The sequence below is a fragment of the Alcanivorax hongdengensis A-11-3 genome (genome assembly GCF_000300995.1).
Classification (GTDB): domain Bacteria; phylum Pseudomonadota; class Gammaproteobacteria; order Pseudomonadales; family Alcanivoracaceae; genus Alcanivorax; species Alcanivorax hongdengensis.
Map to the genome: position 1 here is coordinate 1 of NZ_AMRJ01000044.1, position 20013 is coordinate 20013.

Below are 20013 nucleotides of genomic sequence, written 5' to 3' on the forward strand. Positions count from 1 at the left end.
GGCGATTCATAAACACGATTGTTCTGCCTGATAACAAGGACTGGGCTTCTCTCACATTAAGCCCGGATTATGATGATATTCTCAGTACACTGGGTTGGGGTATTGCAGATTATGACGGCAGCCGCGACAACCCAATTTGGTATCTGGGACTGCAGGAAGTCGGGCTGGATTATTTGCCTTTCGCTGGTTGCCAATCTCTGTACGACGACCTTGGTTCCCTATCGGACCACATGATTTGTGCCTATGAGCCGGAGCCGGATGCCACGGACACTTACGGCGAAGACTCCTGTCAGGGTGACAGCGGCGGACCGCTCTTTTTCACCGACGACCCTCTCGACGATAGCCCGCAAGTGGGTATTGTCAGCTTTGGACGAGACTGTGGCGATGCCAGTCGCCCCGGGGTCTATACCGACGTTATCGATTACATCAACTGGATAGAGTTCACCACACGACTGGAAGGCTATCCAATTTATGACCTGAAACCCTCGGTAAATAACACCGTTTACCGCGGCAATCAGGCAATGAACTTCAAGGTGGCAGTTAGCAACAACAGTACAGCGAATGATGTCTCTGCATTAGCGATTACCTTTAGCCACCCCGACGATATTGTCATCACCAACAGCAACACGGATTTTGCATGCACGGATCTATCCAATACCGAGACCCTGTGTCAGGCTGAAAGTATTCCCCCAATCGATCATGGTGACATTGTTGCTTTTCCCTTCAAGGCCGAAGATCTGGGTGGGCGTACAGACGAAACGGTCACGGTTACCTACTCGGTGAATCCACTCGGCAACACCGACTACAGGCGAACCAATAATGGTGGAGGGGAAGTTCAGCTTCTCTTTACCAGCAAACCTGATCTTGCCCTCAGTGCCACCGCTATCTGCATGGATAGGACTGTAGAGCAAAACACCATCAGGTTTAGCACTGAGTTGAGTAATCGTTCCGAAAGCGAACCTTCTCTGGATACCATTCTCACTTTCAACATTGACTCTGGAATTTCCCTGCAGGAAAGCACTCTGCCAGAAAATTGCAGTCGCTCCTCGGATAGCAGCGGGGAATGTGATCTTGGTACCATCGATGCCAATAGCAGCGATAAAATCACTTTAACCGCCGCAGCGGCACCCGGCGATTCCGGCCAAATTAACGCCACCATTACCAATAGCAATGGCAGCTACCCGGATGCCGAGCCCGCTGCGGACATCAATCTTGATTTCAGCCGTGACGATCTCCCCGCTTGTTCCTCCATGTCAGGTGGAAGCAATAGTTCATCGGCTAGCGCTAAAGATAGTGATGGCGGAAGTGGCGGCGGAGGCGGAGGCAGTTTCAACATGCTGCTTCTGATGTTGATGTTCGCGCAAGGACTACTAAGAAAACACCGTCGCTAACACCACAGGGCACCTTTTGAATGAAAGGTGCCCTTCTTTACGCGGGGCAGCCAGACCGACATTTAACTAACTCGCAAAGCACTGCCATGGAATTGTCAGATCAAAAGCATCCCCAGATGCTGTCTCAGACACCCTTGATCTGAGTGGTAGAGGCATAATCTTGCCCTACCCTTTATCGCCTCCTTGTGTTTCACTGCCGGCCTCAACGCTCTAATACGATGTTGATGCCATGCCCACCCTCAAATGCCCCAGCTGTGACCTGCCCCTGATTCGTCGGGATCATGGCTGGTATTGCGACAACGGCCATCAATTCGATCGCGCCAAACGGGGTTATACCAACCTGCTGCTGGCCCAGCACCGCCGTTCGCGCTCCCCCGGGGATGACAAGGCCATGGTGCAGGCACGCAGCGCCTTTCTGGCGCTGGGCCGCTATCAACCCCTGGCCGATGCGCTGTTGGCCGGGCTGGAGGACGAGGAGCCGGCATGGCTGGATATTGGTTGCGGTGAGGGCTGGTACACCGAACAGATCGCCCGGCGGCTGGGCGCGGTGAACGGCATTGGCGTGGATATTTCCAAGTTTGCGGTGGATGCCGCGGCCCGTCGTAACCGGCGTCTCACCTGGCTGGTGGCCAGCGGGGCGCGGCTGCCATTATTCGATGCCAGCCAGCAAAAGGTGTTTGTGCTGTTTACCCGCCTGTTTGTGGATGACATTGCCCGGGTACTGCAACCGGGCGGGGAGTTGGTGGTCGCCGGCACCGGCGAGCAGCACCTGATGCCTTTGCGCGAAGCGCTCTATGATGATGTCCGGCAACGTCGTTTTGATGCCGGCCAGTTTCTCGACGCACGCTTTGAAGCGATTTCAACGCAGGAAATTCACTGCCAGTGGCAACCGGAGAGTGTGGAAGAGCTGCGTAACCTGCTGGCCATGACCCCCCACCACTGGCGTGCCAAACCCTCGGCCAAGGCCGGCATCGACAGGCTGTTTGGCCAACCCATGAACGCCCACTTCGTGCTGCAACGCTGGCGGCGTTTCAGTGACGCCGAAACAGTCGCTCCAGATAGCCCAGCAGATGGTCCGCATCACTGACCGGCGCCCGGTAACCCAGGTGGCCATCCGGGCGAATCAGCCACAGGCGGCTTTGCTCGCCGAAGGCCCGGGCAAACTCTCCCCGGTGATCATGCCAGATGCGGGTGGTCCCCTCTCGCACCAGTGACAGGGCGTCGGCCCCCTCCTCGGCGGCAATCACGGTCAGGTGCACGCGATCACGATATTCTTCGGGAATCCGCTCGCTGAGTGCAAACAGCACCATCTGTTCGTGGTGGGCCGGCTGTGCGGTGAGCTGTATCACCAGATGATGGACCGGCTGCTGCAACAGATCCTGTAGCTGATGATCACGACCGGTTCGCAGGGATTTCAGGGCCGCATCCGGCACCCGGTCGCCGGGAAGCGGGCCAAAGTGGCGCCGCCCCAACGCCGCTTCAGGGCCAAAGGCCACCAGCGGTGACTGGCGATAATTGACATCCAGCTGACTGGCCCGGCGCAGCAGACGCTGGCTGATCTGCGGGCGGCTACCGGCCATCTTCAGCAGCGAATCCCGGGTGCGCCGTAGCAAGGGCAGGCGCAACAGCGAGGCCCGTGACAATACTTCCACCTGATTGAGCATCTGTATGGCCACTGGCCGGCGCTCCTGCTCATAGCTGTCCAGCAATTCACCATTGCCATAGCCCTGCAGATAGAGGGCCAGCTTCCAGCCAAGATTGAAGGCATCGGCAATACCGGTGTTCATGCCCTGGGCTCCCAGCGGGCTTTGCACATGGGCAGCATCGCCGGCCAGAAAGACCCGATTACGCCGGTAATGCTGAGCCAGACGCCGTTGCACAGTGAACTGGCTGAGCCAGCGCGGCTCGCCCAGTTCCACCGGTGAGGGCAGTACCCGCTCCAGACGTTCGCGGAACGGCGCCAGTGTGACCGGCGCCTCCTCCTGCGGTGGCGCGCCGCTGATAATCAACCGCCAGCCCTCCGGCATGGGTAGTACGAACAGGGCGCCCTCCGGCATCAGGAAACCGTGGGAGCTGTCACGGCGCAGGTCTGGCAGACCGGACACATCCGCCAGCAGGAAATGTTCGTTGTAATCCACGCCATGGAAACCGATGCCCAGTTGCTGGCGCACGGTGGAACCGACGCCGTCGGCGCCGACCAGCAAGGCCGCTTCCAACTGGCTCACCTCACTGCCACGGCGCACACGGGCGCGCACGCCGCTACCATCCTGAGCAAAATCGAGCAGTTCCACAGCCCGCTCCAGCTTGCCCCCCAGGGCCAGATAGCGCTCGGTGAGGGCCGCTTCCACCACGGTCTGGGGGCAGGAAAGCACCCACGGATAAGGCGCCTTCAGGGTGGTCAGATCCAGCTCGAACAGAAAGCCGCTCTCGCCGTACACCGACACCGCCTTCTGTACCATGGAGCCACTGCGCACCGTCGGCAGGACCTGCATGGCGGCAAAGATTTCCAGCGTGCGGGCATGCAGCCCCAGCGCCCGGGAATGGCGGGACGGCTCGCCCAGACGGTCCAGGATCAGACACTCGATACCCTGGCGGCGCAGGGCGATCCCCAGCGTCAGGCCGGTGGGGCCGGCGCCGACAATCAGCACCGCCGGTCTGCTGTTCTCGATGGTGGCGATGGTACACTCTCCTTATCTTTCCCTGCCGCGGTTGCGGCAGGTTCCCGGAATCGCCATGACCCGGCCCGCCCGCAAAATTATCCACGTGGATTGCGACTGCTTCTACGCCGCCGTGGAAATGCGTGATGACGCCAGCCTGCGCCACCGGCCAGTGGCCGTGGGCGGTGACCCGCACCGCCGTGGCGTGATTGCCACCTGTAACTATGCCGCGCGCCACTTTGGCGTACGCTCGGCCATGGCTTCCTCCCAGGCCCTGCGGCTGTGCCCGGAATTGGTCATCGTACCGCCCAATTTTGACAAATACCGCAAGGTCTCGGCGGAGATTCACACAATTTTTCGGCGCTTTACCAGCCAGATCGAACCGTTGTCACTGGACGAGGCCTATCTGGATGTTAGCGACAGCAAGCAATATCACAACAGTGCCACGCGCATTGCCGAAGCCCTGCGCCGGGAAATCCGCCAGGAAACCGGTATCACCGTGTCCGCCGGGGTCGCCCCCAACAAGTTTCTTGCCAAGGTGGCCAGTGACTGGCGCAAACCAGACGGGCTGTTCGTGATTACGCCACAACAGGTGGAGGATTTCGTCAAGGCGCTGCCGGTCACTCGTATTTCCGGGGTCGGGCGGGTGACCGCCGAACGCATGGCCAGCCTGGGGCTGAAAACCTGTGCCGACCTGCAGGCCATGACCCGGCTGGAGCTGGGCCAGCAATTCGGCAGCTTTGGCGAGCGCCTTTATCACCTCAGCCGGGGCGAGGACAACCGCCCGGTACAGACCGGCCGGCGACGCAAGTCCGTATCTGTGGAGCGCACCTACGACAAGGATCACCCGCACCTGAACGACTGGCTACGGGAACTGGATGGTTTGCTGGAAAAGCTGCGCGAGCGGTTTGCCAAACTGGATCAGCATTACCTGATCAGCGGCCTCACCGCCAAGGTGAAATATCAGGACTTTGTCAGTCTCAGTTGCGACACGGCCGGCCAGCATCTGGACGCGGCCCAGTTCGAGGCCCTGTTCCGGCAATTGTGGGAGCGTCGCCAGGGCCCGGCCCGACTGCTGGGCATTGGTGCCCGGCTACGCGATCTGAAGGCCCCGCAGCAACCGGACCTGTTTCCCAAAGAGCGGGAACTGGCGCTACAACGCCAGCGAACGCGACACCTGTAAGGGCATGCGGGCGAAGAGCCGGGCGGGAATCAGGGTGGCCATGATTTCGTGGCCCCGGCGCTGTACCGGCTCCATCTGGCCGGCCAGATACTCTTCCAGCTGGGCCACGCATTGGGCACAACGGCTGTATTCCTGCTCACTGGGGTGGTGCTCGGCCTCGCGGACGGCCACTTCCAGCTGATTGAGATATTTGAGCAACATAAGACACCTGTGTGACTACGGCCGGCAACGGATGCCGGCACCCTACCCGGCCATGACGACACTTTTATGACACCATGATCACCATGACAGGGTTATACGTTGGAACCAAGCCGCCGGGGGCGCGTTCCCGGCCAATTGTAAAAATGCAGGGGCAGATTGTGCCTGCACGCCTAGCACCATTACCGCTATGCTGATTGCCGGCATCCATTCCCGCCTTGATTCAGGACAAGAAACGCTATGACAGAAACGGTATCCACCATTGTTGCCCCGGAAGGCAGCCTGGAAGTCCTCAGCCAGCACGAAGTGGAGCGCCTGCGTGACACCTCCGGCCATGGCCTGCATGACCTGCTGCGCCGCTGCGCACTGGCAGTGCTGAACTGCGGCACGCCCACCGACGACAGTCGCGAGGTACTGGAGACCTACAGGGATTTCGATATCGAGGTGATTCAGGAAGACCGTGGCCTGCGCCTCAAGCTCGACAATGCCCCCGCCGGCGCTTTTGTTGATGGCCGCATGATCCGGGGGATTCGTGAGCACCTGTCCGCGGTGCTGCGCGACATCGTTTATGTCGCCAACGAAATACAGAACAACGACGGCTTTGACCTGAACAGCAGCCAGGGCATTACCAATGCGGTCTTCCATATCCTGCGCAACGCCGGGGTACTCAAGGCCGGCGCTTCGCCGAACATGGTGGTGTGCTGGGGCGGGCACAGTATTTCCCGGGAAGAATACGACTACAGTAAAAGCGTCGGTTACCAGCTGGGCCTGCGGCACAAGGATATCTGCACCGGCTGTGGCCCCGGCGCCATGAAGGGCCCCATGAAAGGCGCCCATGTGGCCCACGCCAAGCAACGCTTCAAGGACGGCCGCTACCTGGGGATTTCCGAGCCCGGCATCATTGCCGCCGAGGCCCCCAACCCCATCGTCAATGAGCTGGTGATCATGCCGGACATCGAAAAGCGCCTGGAGGCCTTTCTGCGGGTCGGCCATGGCATCATCGTGTTCCCCGGCGGCGTGGGCACCACCGAGGAAATCCTCTACCTGCTTGGCGTGCTGCTGCACCCGGACAATATGGACATGCCGTTGCCGGTGGTTTTCACCGGCCCCGCCAGCAGCGAGGCCTATTTCCGGCAGGTGGACACCTTCATCCGCACCACCCTGGGCGACGCCGCCAGCGAACGCTATCAGATCATCATTGATGACCCGGAAGCCGTGGCCACCGCCCTTTGTCATGGTATCGACAGGCTGACCCTGTTCCGCCGCGACAATGATGATGCGTTCTACTTCAACTGGCGGCTCAACATACCATTGGATTTCCAGCACCCCTTCGACCCCAGCCACGACGCCATGGCGGCCCTGAACCTGAGCCCCGAGCAACCGGTCCACGAGCTGGCCGCCAACCTGCGGCGCGCCTTCTCCGGCATTGTCGCCGGCAACGTCAAGGAAAAGGGTATCCATGCCATCGAGCTGAACGGCCCCTACAAGCTGCATGCCCCAGGCGCGCTGATGACTCACCTGGACGAATTGCTGCGGGCCTTCGTGGACCAGCAACGCATGAAGCTGCCGGGCAGTCACTATGTGCCTTGCTATGAGCTGGTGACCTGATCGTCAGGCATAAAAAAACCGGGCCTTGTGGGCCCGGTTTTCTGTATCCGCAGACCGCGTTCGGTTAACGCGGCTGCATCCGGATGCCGCCATCGAGGCGGATGGTTTCCCCGTTGAGGAACTTGTTCTCGATCATGTGACAGACCAGCGCCCCGTATTCTTCCGGGTTGCCCAGGCGCTTGGGGAACTGGGTCATTTCGATCAGCGGCATTTTCACCTTGTCCGGCGCGGCATTCATCAGCGGCGTGTTGAAGATGCCCGGCGCAATGGTGTTGCAGCGAATCCCCAGCGGTGCCAGATCGCGGGCGATGGGCAGGGTCATGCCGACCACGCCGCCCTTGGTGGCGGCATAGGCCACCTGGCCCACCTGGCCATCAAATGCGGCGACGGACGCCGTGTTAACCACCAGACCGCGCTCGTTATCCTCGCCCGGTTCATTCTCGGCCATGGCGGCGGCGGCCAGCCGGGTCACGTTGAAGGTGCCGATCAGGTTGATCTGTACCACCTTGCTGAACACGCCCAGATCATGGGGCTTGTTCTCACGGCCAACGGTCTTCATGGCAGAGCCCACACCGGCACAGTTCACCGCCACATGGACAGCGCCGAACTTGTCGACGGTGGCAGCAATGGCAGCCTGTACGGACGCTTCGTCGGTCACGTCGGTTTTCACGAACGCGGCATTGTCACCCAGCTTGGCGGCCACGGCCTGCCCCTGCTCTTCGTTAAGGTCCAGGATCATCACCTTGCCGCCCTTGGCAATAACAGCTTCCGCGGTGGCCTGACCCAGGCCGGATGCGCCGCCGGTGATCACGGCCACTTTATCTGCAATATTCATATGCTCTCCTGTGAGGCCCATAACAAATGATGCCCGGCAGTATACCCAGCCACTGCGCCGGGCTCATTGTTGCTTTCGCTCAACCGGGCCGGCGCCTGTCACATTGCGTCACCTGACCACCAGCCAGACCGTGATTGGCTCCGCCGGGTGTCAACGGGGTACTCTTGGGAAAACGGCACGGGAGGGATGACCTTGCCAGAGACAGCCATGCATCACGCCAGCAACACCCTGCTGGCCGATTACCGGCGTGTGCGCCGCTTCAGTGAGCAGCTCTGCGCACCACTGTGCGCCGAGGACATGGGGCTGCAGGCTTGCCCGGAGGTCAGCCCGCCACGCTGGCACCTGGCCCACACCAGCTGGTTTTTCGAAACCTTTTTGCTCAAACCCCACCTGCCCGGTTACCGGGTCTTCCACCCCGAATTCGAAAAACTGTTCAACAGCTACTACAACGGCATCGGCGAACAGTATGCCCGCCCCCACCGGCATCTGCTGTCACGCCCCACCGGTGACCAGGTCCGCCAATGGCGCCAGCAGGTGGACGACGCCATGGCACAACTGATCCCGGCCTGCCCGCAGCTGGCGGATCTGATCCGACTCGGCCTCAATCATGAACAACAGCACCAGGAGTTGTTACTCACCGACCTGCTCTTCAGTTTTTCCTTCAACCCGCTGGCCCCGGCCCTGACGTCAGCGCCGCCCCTTGACGGCACGACGACGCCGCTGAGTTTTTCCGACTTTGACGGTGGCCTGGTGGACATCGGTGCCCGGGACGGCTTTGCCTTTGATAACGAAACGCCCCGCCATCGGGTCTGGCTCAACCCTTTCCGGCTGGCCAATCGGCCGGTCACCAACGGCGAGTTCCGCGCCTTCATCGAGGATGGCGGTTATCAGCAGCCGGCACTGTGGCTCTCCGATGGCTGGGCCTGGGTACAACAGCACGACATCCGCCGACCGCTCTACTGGCAAGCGGATCTTGATCAGCACTTCACACTGGCCGGGCTACAACCGCTGGATGACAACCGCATTCTTGCCCACGTGAATTACTACGAGGCCGACGCCTATGCCCGCTGGGCCGGTCTGCGCCTGCCCACGGAACAGGAATGGGAGCATGCCGCCGGCCAGGCCGGTAGCGAAGGACAGGTTGCCGACAACGGCCAGTTCCAGCCCGGTGCCGCCGGCGACGGGCCGCTGGCTAGTCTGTTCGGGGATGTCTGGGAGTGGACCGCCAGTGCCTACCTACCCTACCCGGGCTTCCAGACTGCCCGCGGTGCAGTGGGCGAGTACAACGGCAAGTTCATGTGCAATCAGATGGTGCTGCGCGGTGGCTCCTGCGCCACCAGCCGCGACCATCTGAGAGCCAGTTACCGTAATTTTTTCTATCCACACCATCGTTGGCAGTTCAGCGGTATCCGCCTGGCGGGAGATCTGACATGAACCAGCAGCAACTGGGGCCCAACCTGACGTTTTATGATCTGTATCCGCCGACCACCGACCTGCTGGCGGAGGTGCAGCAATCGTTGAGCCGCGAGACCCCGTCACTGCACCCCAAGTTCTTCTACGACGAGGCCGGCTCCAGCCTGTTCGATGCCATCACCCGCACCCCCGAGTACTACCCCACCCGCACGGAGGTGGCACTGCTGCAGCGTTACGCCGGTGACATCCACGACCGGCTCGGCCAGCCACACACCATTGCCGAACCCGGGGCCGGCGGCTGCGAGAAGGTTCGCCTGCTGCTGGACGCCTGGGCACCGGAGCACTACATGCCGCTGGAAATCTCCCGCGAGTGCCTGCTTGGCGCCTCACGCAAGCTGGCCCAGGACTTCCCGGCAGTGCAGATCAGTGCCGTGTGTGCGGATTATTGCCAGGCTTTTACCATGCCGCAGAGCCTGTCACAGCCGGGCCGGGTGGTGTTTTTCCCGGGCTCCACCATCGGTAATTTCGAGCCCCGGGAACGGCTCGCCTTTCTGCAAGGCCTGCATGGCCTGGCCGGTCCGGGCGGTGCCCTGTTGATCGGCGCCGACCTGCAGAAGGATCCGGCCCGGCTGGATGCCGCCTACAATGACAGCGCCGGTCATACCGCCGCCTTCAATCTCAATGCCCTGACCCACCTCAACGACAGCCTGGGCTGCCAGTTCGACATCAGCGGTTTCCGCCACCTGGCGTTCTACAATGCCGACCATGAGCGCATCGAAATGCATCTGGAATGCCTGCAGGACCAGCAGGTGGCCGTGGGAGACCGGGTCATCTCACTGCCCGCCGGCACCCGAATCCATACCGAGAACTCCTACAAGTTTACCGTGGAGGGCTTCAGCGCCCTGCTGACCCGGGCCGGCTTCCAGCCCGCCGGTTGCTGGGTGGATGATGACAACCTGTTCAGTCTGCATCTGGCTCTGGTAATGTGAAACAGCACACACACTGACAGAGTACGTTCGTGCCCGTTATACTCGGCGCTCTTTGCTAACCGCCGATAACAACAGGTTGCCCCACGGCTCTGGCGGGTCGTGGTGGAGATACAAGGATATCCGGATGCTTGAACTGATCAGTGCCGCACGACGTCGCAAACGCCCCCCCACCCATCAACTGTTTGATGTGGTGACCATGGAATTCCGGGTCGGTCTGCTGGATATCGACCTGAACATGCACCTCAACAACGCCAAGTACCTGAAGTTCATGGATCGCTGTCGCCTGGAACACGCGGTGGTCACCGGCATGCTCAACCGCATGATCGAGGCGCGCTGCAATGCGGTGGTGGCGAACACGGAAATTGCCTTCATCCGCGAGCTACGCCCCTATCAGCAGTTCCAAGTGCACACCCGCATTCTCGGTTGGGACGACAAGTACGTTTACTACGACCAGCGCTTCGAATCCCAGCGCAAGCTACATACCCATGCATTGCTTCGGGTTGCCAATGTGTACGGCGGCAAGTCCATCAGCCCCCAGGCCATGCAGGAGATCACCGGCATGAACCTGACCTCACCGGCATTGCCGGAGTACGTGCAGCAATGGAAACGTCTGCTGCACAGCAAGCGACGGCTAACGGAAACAGACTGACAAAAAAATGGCGCCTCAAGGCGCCATTTTCTTATCGACATCTTCCACTCTAGAACAGACTGGCAAACCAGGAACGGGTACGGCTGAGTAGCCCGGGTTTGTCGGTGGCATCGGCGGCCTTGTCACCCTCTTGAACCGCATCGCCCTCCGAGTAGGTATAGAAGGGGGCCCAGCGCGGCGTCTTTTCCTGCTGGTTGCCGTAGTAAAGGCCGGGCTCGTCCAGACGCAGGTCGGCAATTTCCCGTAAGGCTATGGCCGGTGGAACCTGCTGCAGCGGACCGTCCTGCAGGTAATCTTCCGGGTTGGCCACCAGCTCGGTGAGATCCAGCGGACGGGTCTCGGAATAACGGAAGTAGTAATCCTTGCCGCCTTCCACCTTCAGCTTGGAATCAAAGATGGTTTTCAGGTAGAGCACACTGAGCGGGCGACGGGCATAAAAATCATAGGTACCGGCGTTCAGCTCCAGCCACTCATAGGCGCCGGCCTTGAGACCGAACAGCTGGGTGGAATTGAGGAACAGCGTGGGCGCCTGCACTTCTTCATAGCCCCAGCGGGTGATTGGCCGATAGATATAGACCATGGCATTACGCGGGTCCAGGGTGTCCATGGGCTCGAAGGTGCGCCCCTGTGGCGCCACAATGAAGGCCCCCGGCGTGGAAGGCACTCCGACCCCCAGCCCGGAACAGCCTGACAAGGCCATCACACAGGCCGTCATCAGCATAACCAGTCGCATTTTATTATTCTCCAGCGTCGACAACGCTACCGGGAATCCGGCACGCAACCCTGCTTATTATTTATACACAAACCCACGAAACCGGTTAATCATGGCTGATTTGGCCGGGATGCTCAAGGGACCCGCGCTGGCAGCGACGCCGTCGCCGACGGCTCCCAAGCCAGCACTTTTCTGGTAACCTTTCGGCCATGTCAGTCAATCGCATCCGCACCCCCTGTATCGGCGTCTGTTCCACCGTATTCGGTGATACGGTCTGTCGCGGCTGTCGTCGCTTCAGCCATGAGGTAGTGGACTGGAACGGTTACACCGACGAACAGAAGCAGATTGTCTGGCGCCGCCTGGACCTGCTGCTGACCCAGGTGGTGGACAACTACTTCCAGGTTGCCGATGCGGCCCTGCTGGCCGAACAACTGGATTTCCAGAACCTGCGCTACCAGCCACAACTGTCCCCCCAGGGCTGGGTGCCAGAGCTGCTCAAGGCCGCCGGCCGACAACAGCTGGACTATCACCGCTTCGGGCTGCACCCCCTGCCCGGCAGCGAAGGCCTGTCACCGCGCCAGCTGTACGACCGCATCAGCGCGGAATGCCATGCCCTGGCCAAGGCCCACTATGACCGCTCCTTTGCTCGCCCGGTGACCCTGGTGGCCGACCTGGCCGCCCATGCCGCCCGCGAAAAGGGCCTGCTCTAGCAGCCAACCAGGCGCCGTCGGCATTCCCCAACCTGTCTCACCACTGTACGCCTAACCAGGGGCCAAATGGCCCAATCTGACACTTCAATCAAGACATCAAACAATGGCACATTTACGGAATGAACATTCATTCACCATCAAGGCATGCCATGAATCAGGCCCACTTCGCCAGCCCCGCTCTCAAGGAAGCGCCCAAGCACGAAAGGATCATCCAGGCGGCCCTGCGTGTGTTCGCCGAGCACGGTCTGCACGGTACCGCGGTACCGCCGATCGCGGCGGAAGCCGGTGTCGGTGTCGGCACGCTATACCGCTATTTTGACGGTAAGGAAGCACTGATTAATGCGGTTTTTCGGGACACCAAGCAGCGACTACAGGAACACCTGCTGGACGGGCTGGATCTGATGCACCCGACCCGCCCCCTGTTCAACACCCTGTGGGCCCGCTTGACCACGTTTGCCCGCCAACAGCCAGAGGCGTTCCAGTTTCTGGAAATGCAGGACCACCACAGCTATCTCAATGCGGAAAGCCGCAGCCAGGAGCAAGCCCTGCTGATTCCGCTGGGCATGATGGTCATCATCGGCCAGCGCACCGGCCTGCTCAGCGAACGCATGAAGCCGGATCTGGCCATTGCCCTGTTCTGGGGCGCCTTTGTCGGCGTTTTCAAGGCCGAACGTCTGGGATACCTGACACTCACCGATGATGACCTGGAGCGGGCCCGCGATGCCTGCTGGCTGGCCATTGCGGCTCAACCCGGAGACACCACCCCATGACCCCCAAACATATTCTGATTACCGGCGCAGCCGGCGCCATCGGCGGCCAGTTGAGCGCCCGTTTCCGCGACCATCACCCGCAGGCCACCCTGACCCTGGTGGACCTGAATGCCAAGGCCCTGGAAGCCGCCGCGCGCCAGCACCGGGCAAATGCAGAAGCTTGCGATCTGACCGATATCGATGCCCTGCCCGCCTGGTGGCAAGCGCTCACCGACCGTCACGGCCCGGTGGACGTGCTGGTCAACTGCGCCGGCATCATGGATATCCTCACCGTCCATGGCACCGGCTGGGAGCGCGGCAAGCGCCTGCTGGATATCAACTTCACCGCCCCCATGCGGCTAATGGACCTGGCCCTGCCGAGCATGGTCAGCAACCGCCACGGCTGCGTGATCAACGTGGCCAGCATGGCCGGCCGGGTGCCGATCCGCGGCTGCAGCTACTACGGCGGCGCCAAGGCCGGCATCGGCCTGGCCTCGGAAATCGCCCGGCTGGACCTGAAGAAAGACGGCGTCAACGTGATTACCGTCTACCCGGGGCCGATCTATTCCGGCCTGGAGAGCCATGCCCGCAGCCAGGTCAAGCAGGGCCCGATTTCCCGCTTCATCCCCACCGGCCGCCCGGAGATTCTCGCCGACCGTATTTACAAGGCGTTCAGCAAGAACAGCGCGCGGGTGATTTACCCGGATATCTACAGCGTCGCCAAGCAGATCGCCAACCTGAACCTGACCCACCGGGCGATGGATTTCTTCAGCCCGCAACCCAACGAGTAAACGGACCCAGTCATGACACAGCACGCCACCACCGCGATTTACGACGTCCTGGTTGTCGGCGCCGGCATCAGCGGCATCGGCCTTGGCATTCGCCTCAAAGAGGCCGACATCGATAACTTCGTGATTCTGGAAAAGGCCGATGATCTGGGCGGCACCTGGCGCGACAACACCTACCCGGGTTGCGCCTGTGACGTGCCGTCGGCGCTATATTCCTACTCCTTTGCCCAGAAACCGGACTGGAGTCGCGCCTTTGCCGGCCAGGCGGAGATTCTGGACTATGTGCGCGATACCGCTCAGCGCCATCACATCCAGCGCCACATTCGCTTCAACCAGGCGGTGGAGCGCGCCCAGTGGCGCGAGGAAAAACACCTGTGGGAGGTGCAGACCGCCGACCAGCTCTATCTGGCCCGCACCGTGGTGGCCTGCTCCGGCTACCTGCACGAGCCGATTGTGCCCGCCATTCCCGGCCTCAAGGACTTCACCGGCACACTGTTCCATTCCTCCCGCTGGGACCACCACCATGACCTCAATGGCGAGCGGGTGGCGGTGATCGGCACCGGCGCTTCGGCCATCCAGTTCGTGCCGCAGATCCAGCCGCAGGTCAAACACCTGACCCTGTTTCAGCGCACCCCCCAGTGGGTGCTGCCCAAACCGGACCATGCCATTCCCAAGCTGGAAGAAAACTTTTTCCGCCTGCCCTTCACCCTGAACGCCTGGCGCAAGATGCTGTTCGGCGGTTTTGAAACCTTCGGCATCGGCTTTCGCCGCCCGGCGCTACTGCGCCAGATCCAGAAACTGGGCGAGGCCCATATCCGCCTGGCCATCAAGGACCCGGCGCTGCGCAAGACGCTCACCCCGGACTACACCCTGGGCTGCAAACGGGTACTGATGAGCAACAACTACTACCCGGCCCTCAACCAGCCCAATGTGGATGTCTTCGCCACCGGCCTCAAGGAAGTACGCGGTAACACCCTGGTGGGCCAGGACGGCAGCGAGTGCCAGGTGGATACCATCATTCTCGGCACCGGCTTCTTCGTCACCGAGCCGCCCATCGCCGACCACATTTTCAACAACGACGGCGAATCTCTGAGCCAGATGTGGAAAGACGGCATGCAGGCCTACCGCGGCACCACCATCAGCGGCCTGCCCAATGCCTTCATGGTACTGGGCCCGAACCTGGGCATCGGCCATAACTCCGCCTTTATCGTCATCGAGGCGCAGATCAACTACATCATCAGCACCCTGACCACCATGCGCGAGCGACAGCTGTCCCGCGTGGAAGTGAAAGATCAGGTGCAGAAAACCTACAATCGCAAGGTCCAGAAGGACCTGCAGGGTACCGTCTGGAATACCGGCGGCTGCTCCAGCTACTACCTGGACAAGAACGGCTTCAACAGCGTCGGCTTCCCCTGGAGCACCCTGAAAATGCAGCGCCTGCTGCGCGAGTTCGATGCCGATAGCTACACCCTGACCCCCGCCACCGCAAAGGTATTCTGATCATGGCTGCAAAGAAAAAAATCACCCCACCACGCCGCGCCCTGGTACTGGGCTGTGGCGGCGTGGCCGGCGGCGCCTGGTCCATTGCCGCCCTGCACCGGCTGGAACAACAGCTGGACTGGGACGCCCGCCAGGCCGATATCCTGATCGGCACCTCCGCCGGCGCAGTGCTGGCCACCCTGCTGGGCAGTGGCATCAGTGTCAGCCAGTTGCTGGCCTGCCAGCAGGGCACCAGTGAACAGTGCCAGTGGAACCACGACAGTGACAGCGGTGGCGCCTTGCCGCCGCTGCCCGGCGCCCGCTTTACCGGCCTGAAACTGGCCCTCAAGGGCCTGCGTGGTCAGGTCTCGCCACTCACCGCCGTCTGTGGCCTGCTGCCCCGGGGCCAGTTCGACATGGCACCGTTCCGGCGCCTGGTGGACAGCGCCACCGGCGGCGCCGACTGGGTGCAGCACCCGGCCACCTGGATCATGGCAGTGGACACCGACAGCGGCAAACGCATTGCCTTCGGCAAGGGCGGCGCCCCCCGGGCCACCATCGGTGATGCGGTCTGTGCCTCCTACGGCGTGCCCGCCTGGTGCCCGCCGGTGACGGTGGACGGGCGCACCTATATCGATGGCGGCGTGGCCTCGCCCACCTCCGCGGACCTGCTGGTGGACAGCAACGTGGACGAGGTGATCATCCTGGCACCCATGGCGTCACGCCAGCCGGACCGACCGCGCTCGCCGCTGGCCAGGATCGAGCGGCAGGTACGTCGCTACATGACCGGCATCGTGGATGAGGAAGTGGCAAAGCTGGAAAAGGCCGGCAAGACGGTCATCCGGCTGGAACCGGGTGCGGATGACCTGACCGCCTTCGGCTTCAACATGATGGACCCGGCCCGGCGTCAGCAGGTGCTTGCCACGGCGCTGCAGACCACCGAGCGTAATCTGCGCCTGGCCCTGCAACCGGGCTGAGCCGCGTGGGCAAATGAGTGGCTGAATCAGGGCCGGGCTTGCGGGGTTTCGGACAGCATGGTGTTGATCCGATGCACCGCGTCCCGCGCTTGCTGGCCTTCGTGGCCCACATAGATGGCAAAGGCCACGGCGGCCACGATCATCGCTACCACCACCAGCAGCAACCAGCGCTCACGCTCAATCACCCGCCGCGGGCCGGCGGGCGTTTCCCGTTCCTCATGGGGCTTGTCCCGCGGGGGACCATGGAAATGACTGTCCTGCCAGAATCGCATATATCCTTGTTCTTGCCGGTAATGCCGACGTTTCTGCCTTGCTTTCAGTTGTATGCCTGAGGGCCGGAGGCTTCAACACCGGCCATCGGACAGGCATAAAAAAGCCCCGTTAAAAACGGGGCTTTTTTATGCACAAGATGGCCCAGGAGGGACTATAATTAAACCGATAACAATTTGTTTTATATAATAAATATACAGTTAAATTTTTTTGTTGCCCCCATTGTTGCCCCCACCTCGCATAACCACGAGCGTTAGATCCCAACGCAATGCAGCCACCTCTTAAATCACGCCAGGCATCGTGAAGCTGCCGCGATGGACGTACTTGAACAAATATTAACCATAACACTTTTTGTGTGTTACGATGCATTCATTACACACTAAACGAGTAACAATATGAAATGGTCGCAACTCGGCACGTTTCTGACAGAAGCAAGAAGCCAAGCAGGCATAGCCCAGCAGTCAGACCTTGCCACAAGAGTAGGAGTCAGCCAACAAACCATTAGCAGGTGGGAGAAAGGGGCCTCCAGACCACGACCAAAACAAATATCCGCACTAGCCTCAGCCCTTAAGTGTGAAGCCCGGCAGATACTAGAGTTGGCCGGTTATACAGAGAAATCTCCTGTCACAGTCTCATTCGACAAGCCATGGCCCCTTGACGCTCTCAGCGAGGAGTCATTTGAGCGCTTTTGCACCGACTTTCTAAAATGCCTGCACAGAGAAGCAAAAGTTTACAGATACGGAGACAAAGGGCATACGCAAGAAGGACTAGATGTTGAAGTTATATTTGATGGCAACACATGCCACACATATCAGTGCAAGCGTCACGCCCAGTTTGGGCCTCAAAAAATAAAGAAGGCCGTTGAAGCTCACACCAGAGCCTCAGAGAGAAAATATATACTGCTTAGCTGTCTTGCCAGCCCTCAAGCAAGAGAGGAGATAAAAAGCCACTCTGAGTGGGAACTTTGGGACAGAGAAGACATTTCTCGACACATTCGACTATCACTAAGCAAGGAAGAGCAAAGGATTCTTGTCGACGTCTACTTCCCAGGCCAACGAAAGGCCCTAATAGGAGAACTAGAGCCATCCCCCTGGCAAGAACCCAACATGTTCTTCGCTGGCATGATACAAAAGCATTCTGGCTTCTCCCACCTCTGGGAACTCGTAGGACGCACAAAAGAACTAGAGGAGCTAGTCGCCAACCTTAACGAAAATGACAAACCCATAACCCTACTCTCAGGCTCGGGAGGATCAGGAAAGACAAGACTGATAAAAGCTGCCGTCGACAAAATCACCTCTACAGAAAATGGACGCAGCATTTTTCTTCTCACCCAAGACCGCGTCACATCGAAATCATTGGAAGACCTCGGGAGAAATAGAAAGCTTCTGGTATGCGACGACGCGCATGATAGAGAAGAGCTTCGACTCCTAATTGAATACGCTGCCAACCCGGATAACAATACAAGACTATTGCTTGCATATCGAAAATATGGCGAAAGCAGAATTCGGCAGCAGGCTCCACAGCTTATTACTGATGAAACCCCAATTATTGAGCTAAAGAAGCTGGCTCCAGAAGATGCCGAAGCACTCGCCACTCAAGCTTTAAGTCAATTCGGAGGCGATACCCGCCATGGCAAAAGATTGGCCGAATACACAGGCGACTGCCCTCTTGCCACTATCATAGGAGCGCAAATTCTATCCGATAACAGAGACACCCTTCCGGACTTCCTTCATAGCGAGGAGATATTCCGCGATACATTAATGCTCCAGCTAGTGGAAAAAATCGTTGAAGGCGTAGGAAGCGGGCTAGATCAAGGCTCAGTTAGGCAAGTACTGGAGACCATCGCTCTAATACAGCCAATTTACGAAAATGACGGCGCGCTTATACAAGCCGTAGAGAGCACATCATCCCTGAACAAGAGCAATATTATTAGAGTACTCAAGAGATTAAAAGAATCCGGGGTTCTCTTTCAAAGAGGAAGAAAAAGCAAAATATCACCAGATCTATTAGGCGACTTTCTAGTCGAGAGCTCATGCGTGATTAACTCAAGGTCAACAGGAATAGCAGAGGCAGTATTTGAATCACTTCCTGCGGGATACATAGGAAACCTATTAGTTAATCTAGGGAAACTGGACTGGAGACTGTCCAACGGAGACACAAGGCAAAGTGAACTATTAAACTCTATATGGGAAAAACTTGATGGAAGTGAGCCACACTCATCAGCCGTAGCAGAAGCCGCATTCTATCAGCCAGAAAAAGCCATCAGATACGCAAGACGACTCATTGATGATGGATCAAAGGAAAAAAGCATCACGAAAATCCTAAAGTACATAGCCTATAACTTTGAATATCTTCCAGATGCCTGCGAGCTTCTCTGGAAAATCGGAAGAGATGACGATAGATCGCTGAACCAGCACCCATGGCACGGAATAAGGGTACTTAATGAGTTAGGCGGGCCAGAGCCCGGAAAGCCGATTAAGTATTGCGATATTATCGCCGATTTTGCAATTTCTCTGACACACAATAAAGACAGCTGGAAACACGCATATTCACCAATTGACTTTCTTGTCGAAATCCTAAGCACTGAAGGCCACACAACCATAGCAACCGCACGCGCATTTACCATGACACCCTTCTGCGTGGCTCAAGAATCCATGGCCGCAACCAGGAGAAAAGTGGTTACTGCGCTTATCGGATTGCTGAACCACAAAGATAAATTTGTTGCCTACTCTGCCGCCATGAAATTACATGAAGCGCTCAGATACCCAATGGGACTATTTGGAGCACATCTACCAAAGGAAACCAGAGAAAGTTGGAATAACGACTTTATTGAAACGCTAAACGATATTGAAACCTTCTTAACAACTAATGAAGTGGCCGCCCCTGTCCTTATGGGAATCGTAAAGTCAGTATCCTGGCATGCTTTCTATGCGGACGAGGCAACATCGGGCCCAGCACAGGCCATCATGAGACATTTAGACAGAGATCTAAAAACCAAAGCTACGCGGTTAATCATGGACGAATGGGGACACTCAACGTTCAGGAACGATAGGGGCGCCTCCTGGGAAGAAATTCATACAGAAATGTCAAACTTCTCCAGGACGCTCACAAAATCATTTAATGATGCATCTGAAATATTAAATTTCTTAAGAGAATGCCTTGCAGATATCGAAGAGTCTAAGTCCGGTCAACATTCAGCCACCACACTCATTAATTCAATGATCGAAGAATCAAATGAATTTCTCAGCGAAATATTGAAATCTGCATTTTCTAATAACGATGAATTAATGCTTCAATATGCCGGAGTGGCTCTGGGAAAACTTCTGAACATAGCCCCCAAAGAGGCCCATGACTGGATATCCAGAACCATGGCCTGTAGTGGCATAGTAAATCTGGCCACCTGAT

18 protein-coding genes are annotated in these 20013 nt (G+C 58.9%); 13 read left to right on the top strand and 5 right to left on the bottom strand.

The window, feature by feature from the left end; all coding sequences use genetic code 11:
* A partial coding sequence (locus A11A3_RS17320; RefSeq protein ID WP_008930428.1) for a trypsin-like serine protease occupies positions 1-1391 on the top strand: 1391 nt, incomplete at its 5' end.
* Positions 1392-1620: 229 nt separating this feature from the next.
* On the top strand, positions 1621-2478 hold the full coding sequence (locus tag A11A3_RS16270) for a putative RNA methyltransferase (protein WP_008930429.1): 858 nt from the start codon (positions 1621-1623) through the stop codon (positions 2476-2478).
* Here the strand turns inward: A11A3_RS16270 and A11A3_RS16275 are convergent.
* On the bottom strand, positions 2423-4039 hold the full coding sequence (locus tag A11A3_RS16275; protein WP_008930430.1) for an FAD-dependent monooxygenase: 1617 nt from the start codon (positions 4037-4039) through the stop codon (positions 2423-2425). The two genes, A11A3_RS16270 and A11A3_RS16275, sit on opposite strands and share 56 nt — an antisense overlap.
* 85 nt (positions 4040-4124) lie before the next feature.
* Between A11A3_RS16275 and dinB the strand changes: the two genes are divergently transcribed.
* On the top strand, positions 4125-5231 hold the full coding sequence (dinB, locus tag A11A3_RS16280; protein ID WP_008930431.1) for a DNA polymerase IV: 1107 nt from the start codon (positions 4125-4127) through the stop codon (positions 5229-5231).
* Here dinB and A11A3_RS16285 read toward each other — a convergent pair.
* Entirely contained in the window at positions 5202-5432 is a 231-nt protein-coding gene (locus A11A3_RS16285; protein ID WP_008930432.1) for a hypothetical protein, read from the bottom strand. The two genes, dinB and A11A3_RS16285, sit on opposite strands and share 30 nt — an antisense overlap.
* Positions 5433-5669: 237 nt before the next feature.
* On the opposite strand from A11A3_RS16285, the gene ppnN reads away from it, so the two are divergent.
* The gene (ppnN, locus tag A11A3_RS16290; protein WP_008930433.1) at positions 5670-7037 is read left to right on the top strand and encodes a nucleotide 5'-monophosphate nucleosidase PpnN; all 1368 of its coding nucleotides are present in this window, start codon (positions 5670-5672) and stop codon (positions 7035-7037) included.
* Between the two features lie 64 nt (positions 7038-7101).
* Here the strand turns inward: ppnN and A11A3_RS16295 are convergent, their stop codons facing one another.
* Entirely contained in the window at positions 7102-7872 is a 771-nt protein-coding gene (locus A11A3_RS16295) for a 3-hydroxyacyl-CoA dehydrogenase (RefSeq protein WP_008930434.1), read from the bottom strand.
* 207 nt (positions 7873-8079) lie between these two features.
* Between A11A3_RS16295 and egtB the strand changes: the two genes are divergently transcribed.
* The 3 genes from egtB to A11A3_RS16310 all read left to right on the top strand — a co-directional run bounded on the left by egtB (position 8080) and on the right by A11A3_RS16310 (position 10923).
* On the top strand, positions 8080-9306 hold the full coding sequence (gene egtB, locus A11A3_RS16300; protein WP_008930435.1) for an ergothioneine biosynthesis protein EgtB: 1227 nt from the start codon (positions 8080-8082) through the stop codon (positions 9304-9306).
* A complete protein-coding gene (egtD, locus tag A11A3_RS16305) occupies positions 9303-10274 on the top strand; it encodes an L-histidine N(alpha)-methyltransferase (protein ID WP_008930436.1) in 972 nt (323 codons plus the stop codon). The genes egtB and egtD overlap by 4 nt, the downstream gene beginning before the upstream one ends.
* 124 nt (positions 10275-10398) lie before the next feature.
* Positions 10399-10923, top strand: a complete 525-nt coding sequence (locus A11A3_RS16310) for an acyl-CoA thioesterase (protein ID WP_008930437.1) — start codon at positions 10399-10401, stop codon at positions 10921-10923.
* Positions 10924-10972: 49 nt separating this feature from the next.
* Here A11A3_RS16310 and A11A3_RS16315 read toward each other — a convergent pair whose 3' ends face one another.
* A complete protein-coding gene (locus tag A11A3_RS16315; protein WP_008930438.1) occupies positions 10973-11656 on the bottom strand; it encodes a DUF2846 domain-containing protein in 684 nt (227 codons plus the stop codon).
* A 188-nt stretch (positions 11657-11844) separates the two neighbouring features.
* Between A11A3_RS16315 and A11A3_RS16320 the strand changes: the two genes are divergently transcribed.
* The 5 genes from A11A3_RS16320 to A11A3_RS16340 all read left to right on the top strand — a co-directional run bounded on the left by A11A3_RS16320 (position 11845) and on the right by A11A3_RS16340 (position 16338).
* The gene (locus A11A3_RS16320) at positions 11845-12345 is read left to right on the top strand and encodes a DUF1289 domain-containing protein (RefSeq protein WP_008930439.1); all 501 of its coding nucleotides are present in this window, start codon (positions 11845-11847) and stop codon (positions 12343-12345) included.
* A gap of 149 nt (positions 12346-12494) precedes the next feature.
* Positions 12495-13115 carry a TetR/AcrR family transcriptional regulator gene (locus A11A3_RS16325; protein WP_008930440.1) on the top strand — a complete coding sequence of 207 codons (621 nt, stop codon included), beginning with the start codon at positions 12495-12497 and terminating at the stop codon, positions 13113-13115.
* Positions 13112-13885 (top strand): SDR family NAD(P)-dependent oxidoreductase, encoded by a 774-nt coding sequence (locus A11A3_RS16330; RefSeq protein ID WP_008930441.1) that lies wholly within the window; start codon positions 13112-13114, stop codon positions 13883-13885. The genes A11A3_RS16325 and A11A3_RS16330 overlap by 4 nt, the downstream gene beginning before the upstream one ends.
* A gap of 12 nt (positions 13886-13897) precedes the next feature.
* On the top strand, positions 13898-15382 hold the full coding sequence (locus A11A3_RS16335) for a flavin-containing monooxygenase (RefSeq protein ID WP_008930442.1): 1485 nt from the start codon (positions 13898-13900) through the stop codon (positions 15380-15382).
* Between the two features lie 2 nt (positions 15383-15384).
* Positions 15385-16338, top strand: coding sequence for a patatin-like phospholipase family protein (locus A11A3_RS16340; protein ID WP_008930443.1), 954 nt, complete (start codon positions 15385-15387; stop codon positions 16336-16338).
* Between the two features lie 26 nt (positions 16339-16364).
* Here the strand turns inward: A11A3_RS16340 and A11A3_RS16345 are convergent, their stop codons facing one another.
* Positions 16365-16610, bottom strand: a complete 246-nt coding sequence (locus tag A11A3_RS16345; protein WP_008930444.1) for a hypothetical protein — start codon at positions 16608-16610, stop codon at positions 16365-16367.
* A gap of 393 nt (positions 16611-17003) precedes the next feature.
* Between A11A3_RS16345 and A11A3_RS16350 the strand changes: the two genes are divergently transcribed.
* On the top strand, positions 17004-20012 hold the full coding sequence (locus A11A3_RS16350) for a helix-turn-helix domain-containing protein (RefSeq protein WP_040297380.1): 3009 nt from the start codon (positions 17004-17006) through the stop codon (positions 20010-20012).
* Position 20013: the final 1 nt, after the last annotated feature.

Excerpts from the sequence above, each read along its gene's own strand:
- A11A3_RS16295 (WP_008930434.1), bottom strand. The coding sequence starts at position 7,872 with ATGAATATTGCAGATAAAGTGGCCGTGATCACCGGCGGCGCATCCGGC.
- A11A3_RS16285 (WP_008930432.1), bottom strand. The coding sequence starts at position 5,432 with ATGTTGCTCAAATATCTCAATCAGCTGGAAGTGGCCGTCCGCGAGGCC.
- egtB (WP_008930435.1), top strand. The coding sequence starts at position 8,080 with ATGCATCACGCCAGCAACACCCTGCTGGCCGATTACCGGCGTGTGCGC.
- A11A3_RS16330 (WP_008930441.1), top strand. The coding sequence starts at position 13,112 with ATGACCCCCAAACATATTCTGATTACCGGCGCAGCCGGCGCCATCGGC.
- egtD (WP_008930436.1), top strand. The coding sequence starts at position 9,303 with ATGAACCAGCAGCAACTGGGGCCCAACCTGACGTTTTATGATCTGTAT.
- A11A3_RS16310 (WP_008930437.1), top strand. The coding sequence starts at position 10,399 with ATGCTTGAACTGATCAGTGCCGCACGACGTCGCAAACGCCCCCCCACC.
- dinB (WP_008930431.1), top strand. The coding sequence starts at position 4,125 with ATGACCCGGCCCGCCCGCAAAATTATCCACGTGGATTGCGACTGCTTC.
- A11A3_RS16350 (WP_040297380.1), top strand. The coding sequence starts at position 17,004 with ATGAAATGGTCGCAACTCGGCACGTTTCTGACAGAAGCAAGAAGCCAA.
- A11A3_RS16320 (WP_008930439.1), top strand. The coding sequence starts at position 11,845 with ATGTCAGTCAATCGCATCCGCACCCCCTGTATCGGCGTCTGTTCCACC.
- A11A3_RS16325 (WP_008930440.1), top strand. The coding sequence starts at position 12,495 with ATGAATCAGGCCCACTTCGCCAGCCCCGCTCTCAAGGAAGCGCCCAAG.
- A11A3_RS16270 (WP_008930429.1), top strand. The coding sequence starts at position 1,621 with ATGCCCACCCTCAAATGCCCCAGCTGTGACCTGCCCCTGATTCGTCGG.
- A11A3_RS16335 (WP_008930442.1), top strand. The coding sequence starts at position 13,898 with ATGACACAGCACGCCACCACCGCGATTTACGACGTCCTGGTTGTCGGC.
- ppnN (WP_008930433.1), top strand. The coding sequence starts at position 5,670 with ATGACAGAAACGGTATCCACCATTGTTGCCCCGGAAGGCAGCCTGGAA.
- A11A3_RS16340 (WP_008930443.1), top strand. The coding sequence starts at position 15,385 with ATGGCTGCAAAGAAAAAAATCACCCCACCACGCCGCGCCCTGGTACTG.
- A11A3_RS16315 (WP_008930438.1), bottom strand. The coding sequence starts at position 11,656 with ATGCGACTGGTTATGCTGATGACGGCCTGTGTGATGGCCTTGTCAGGC.
- A11A3_RS16345 (WP_008930444.1), bottom strand. The coding sequence starts at position 16,610 with ATGCGATTCTGGCAGGACAGTCATTTCCATGGTCCCCCGCGGGACAAG.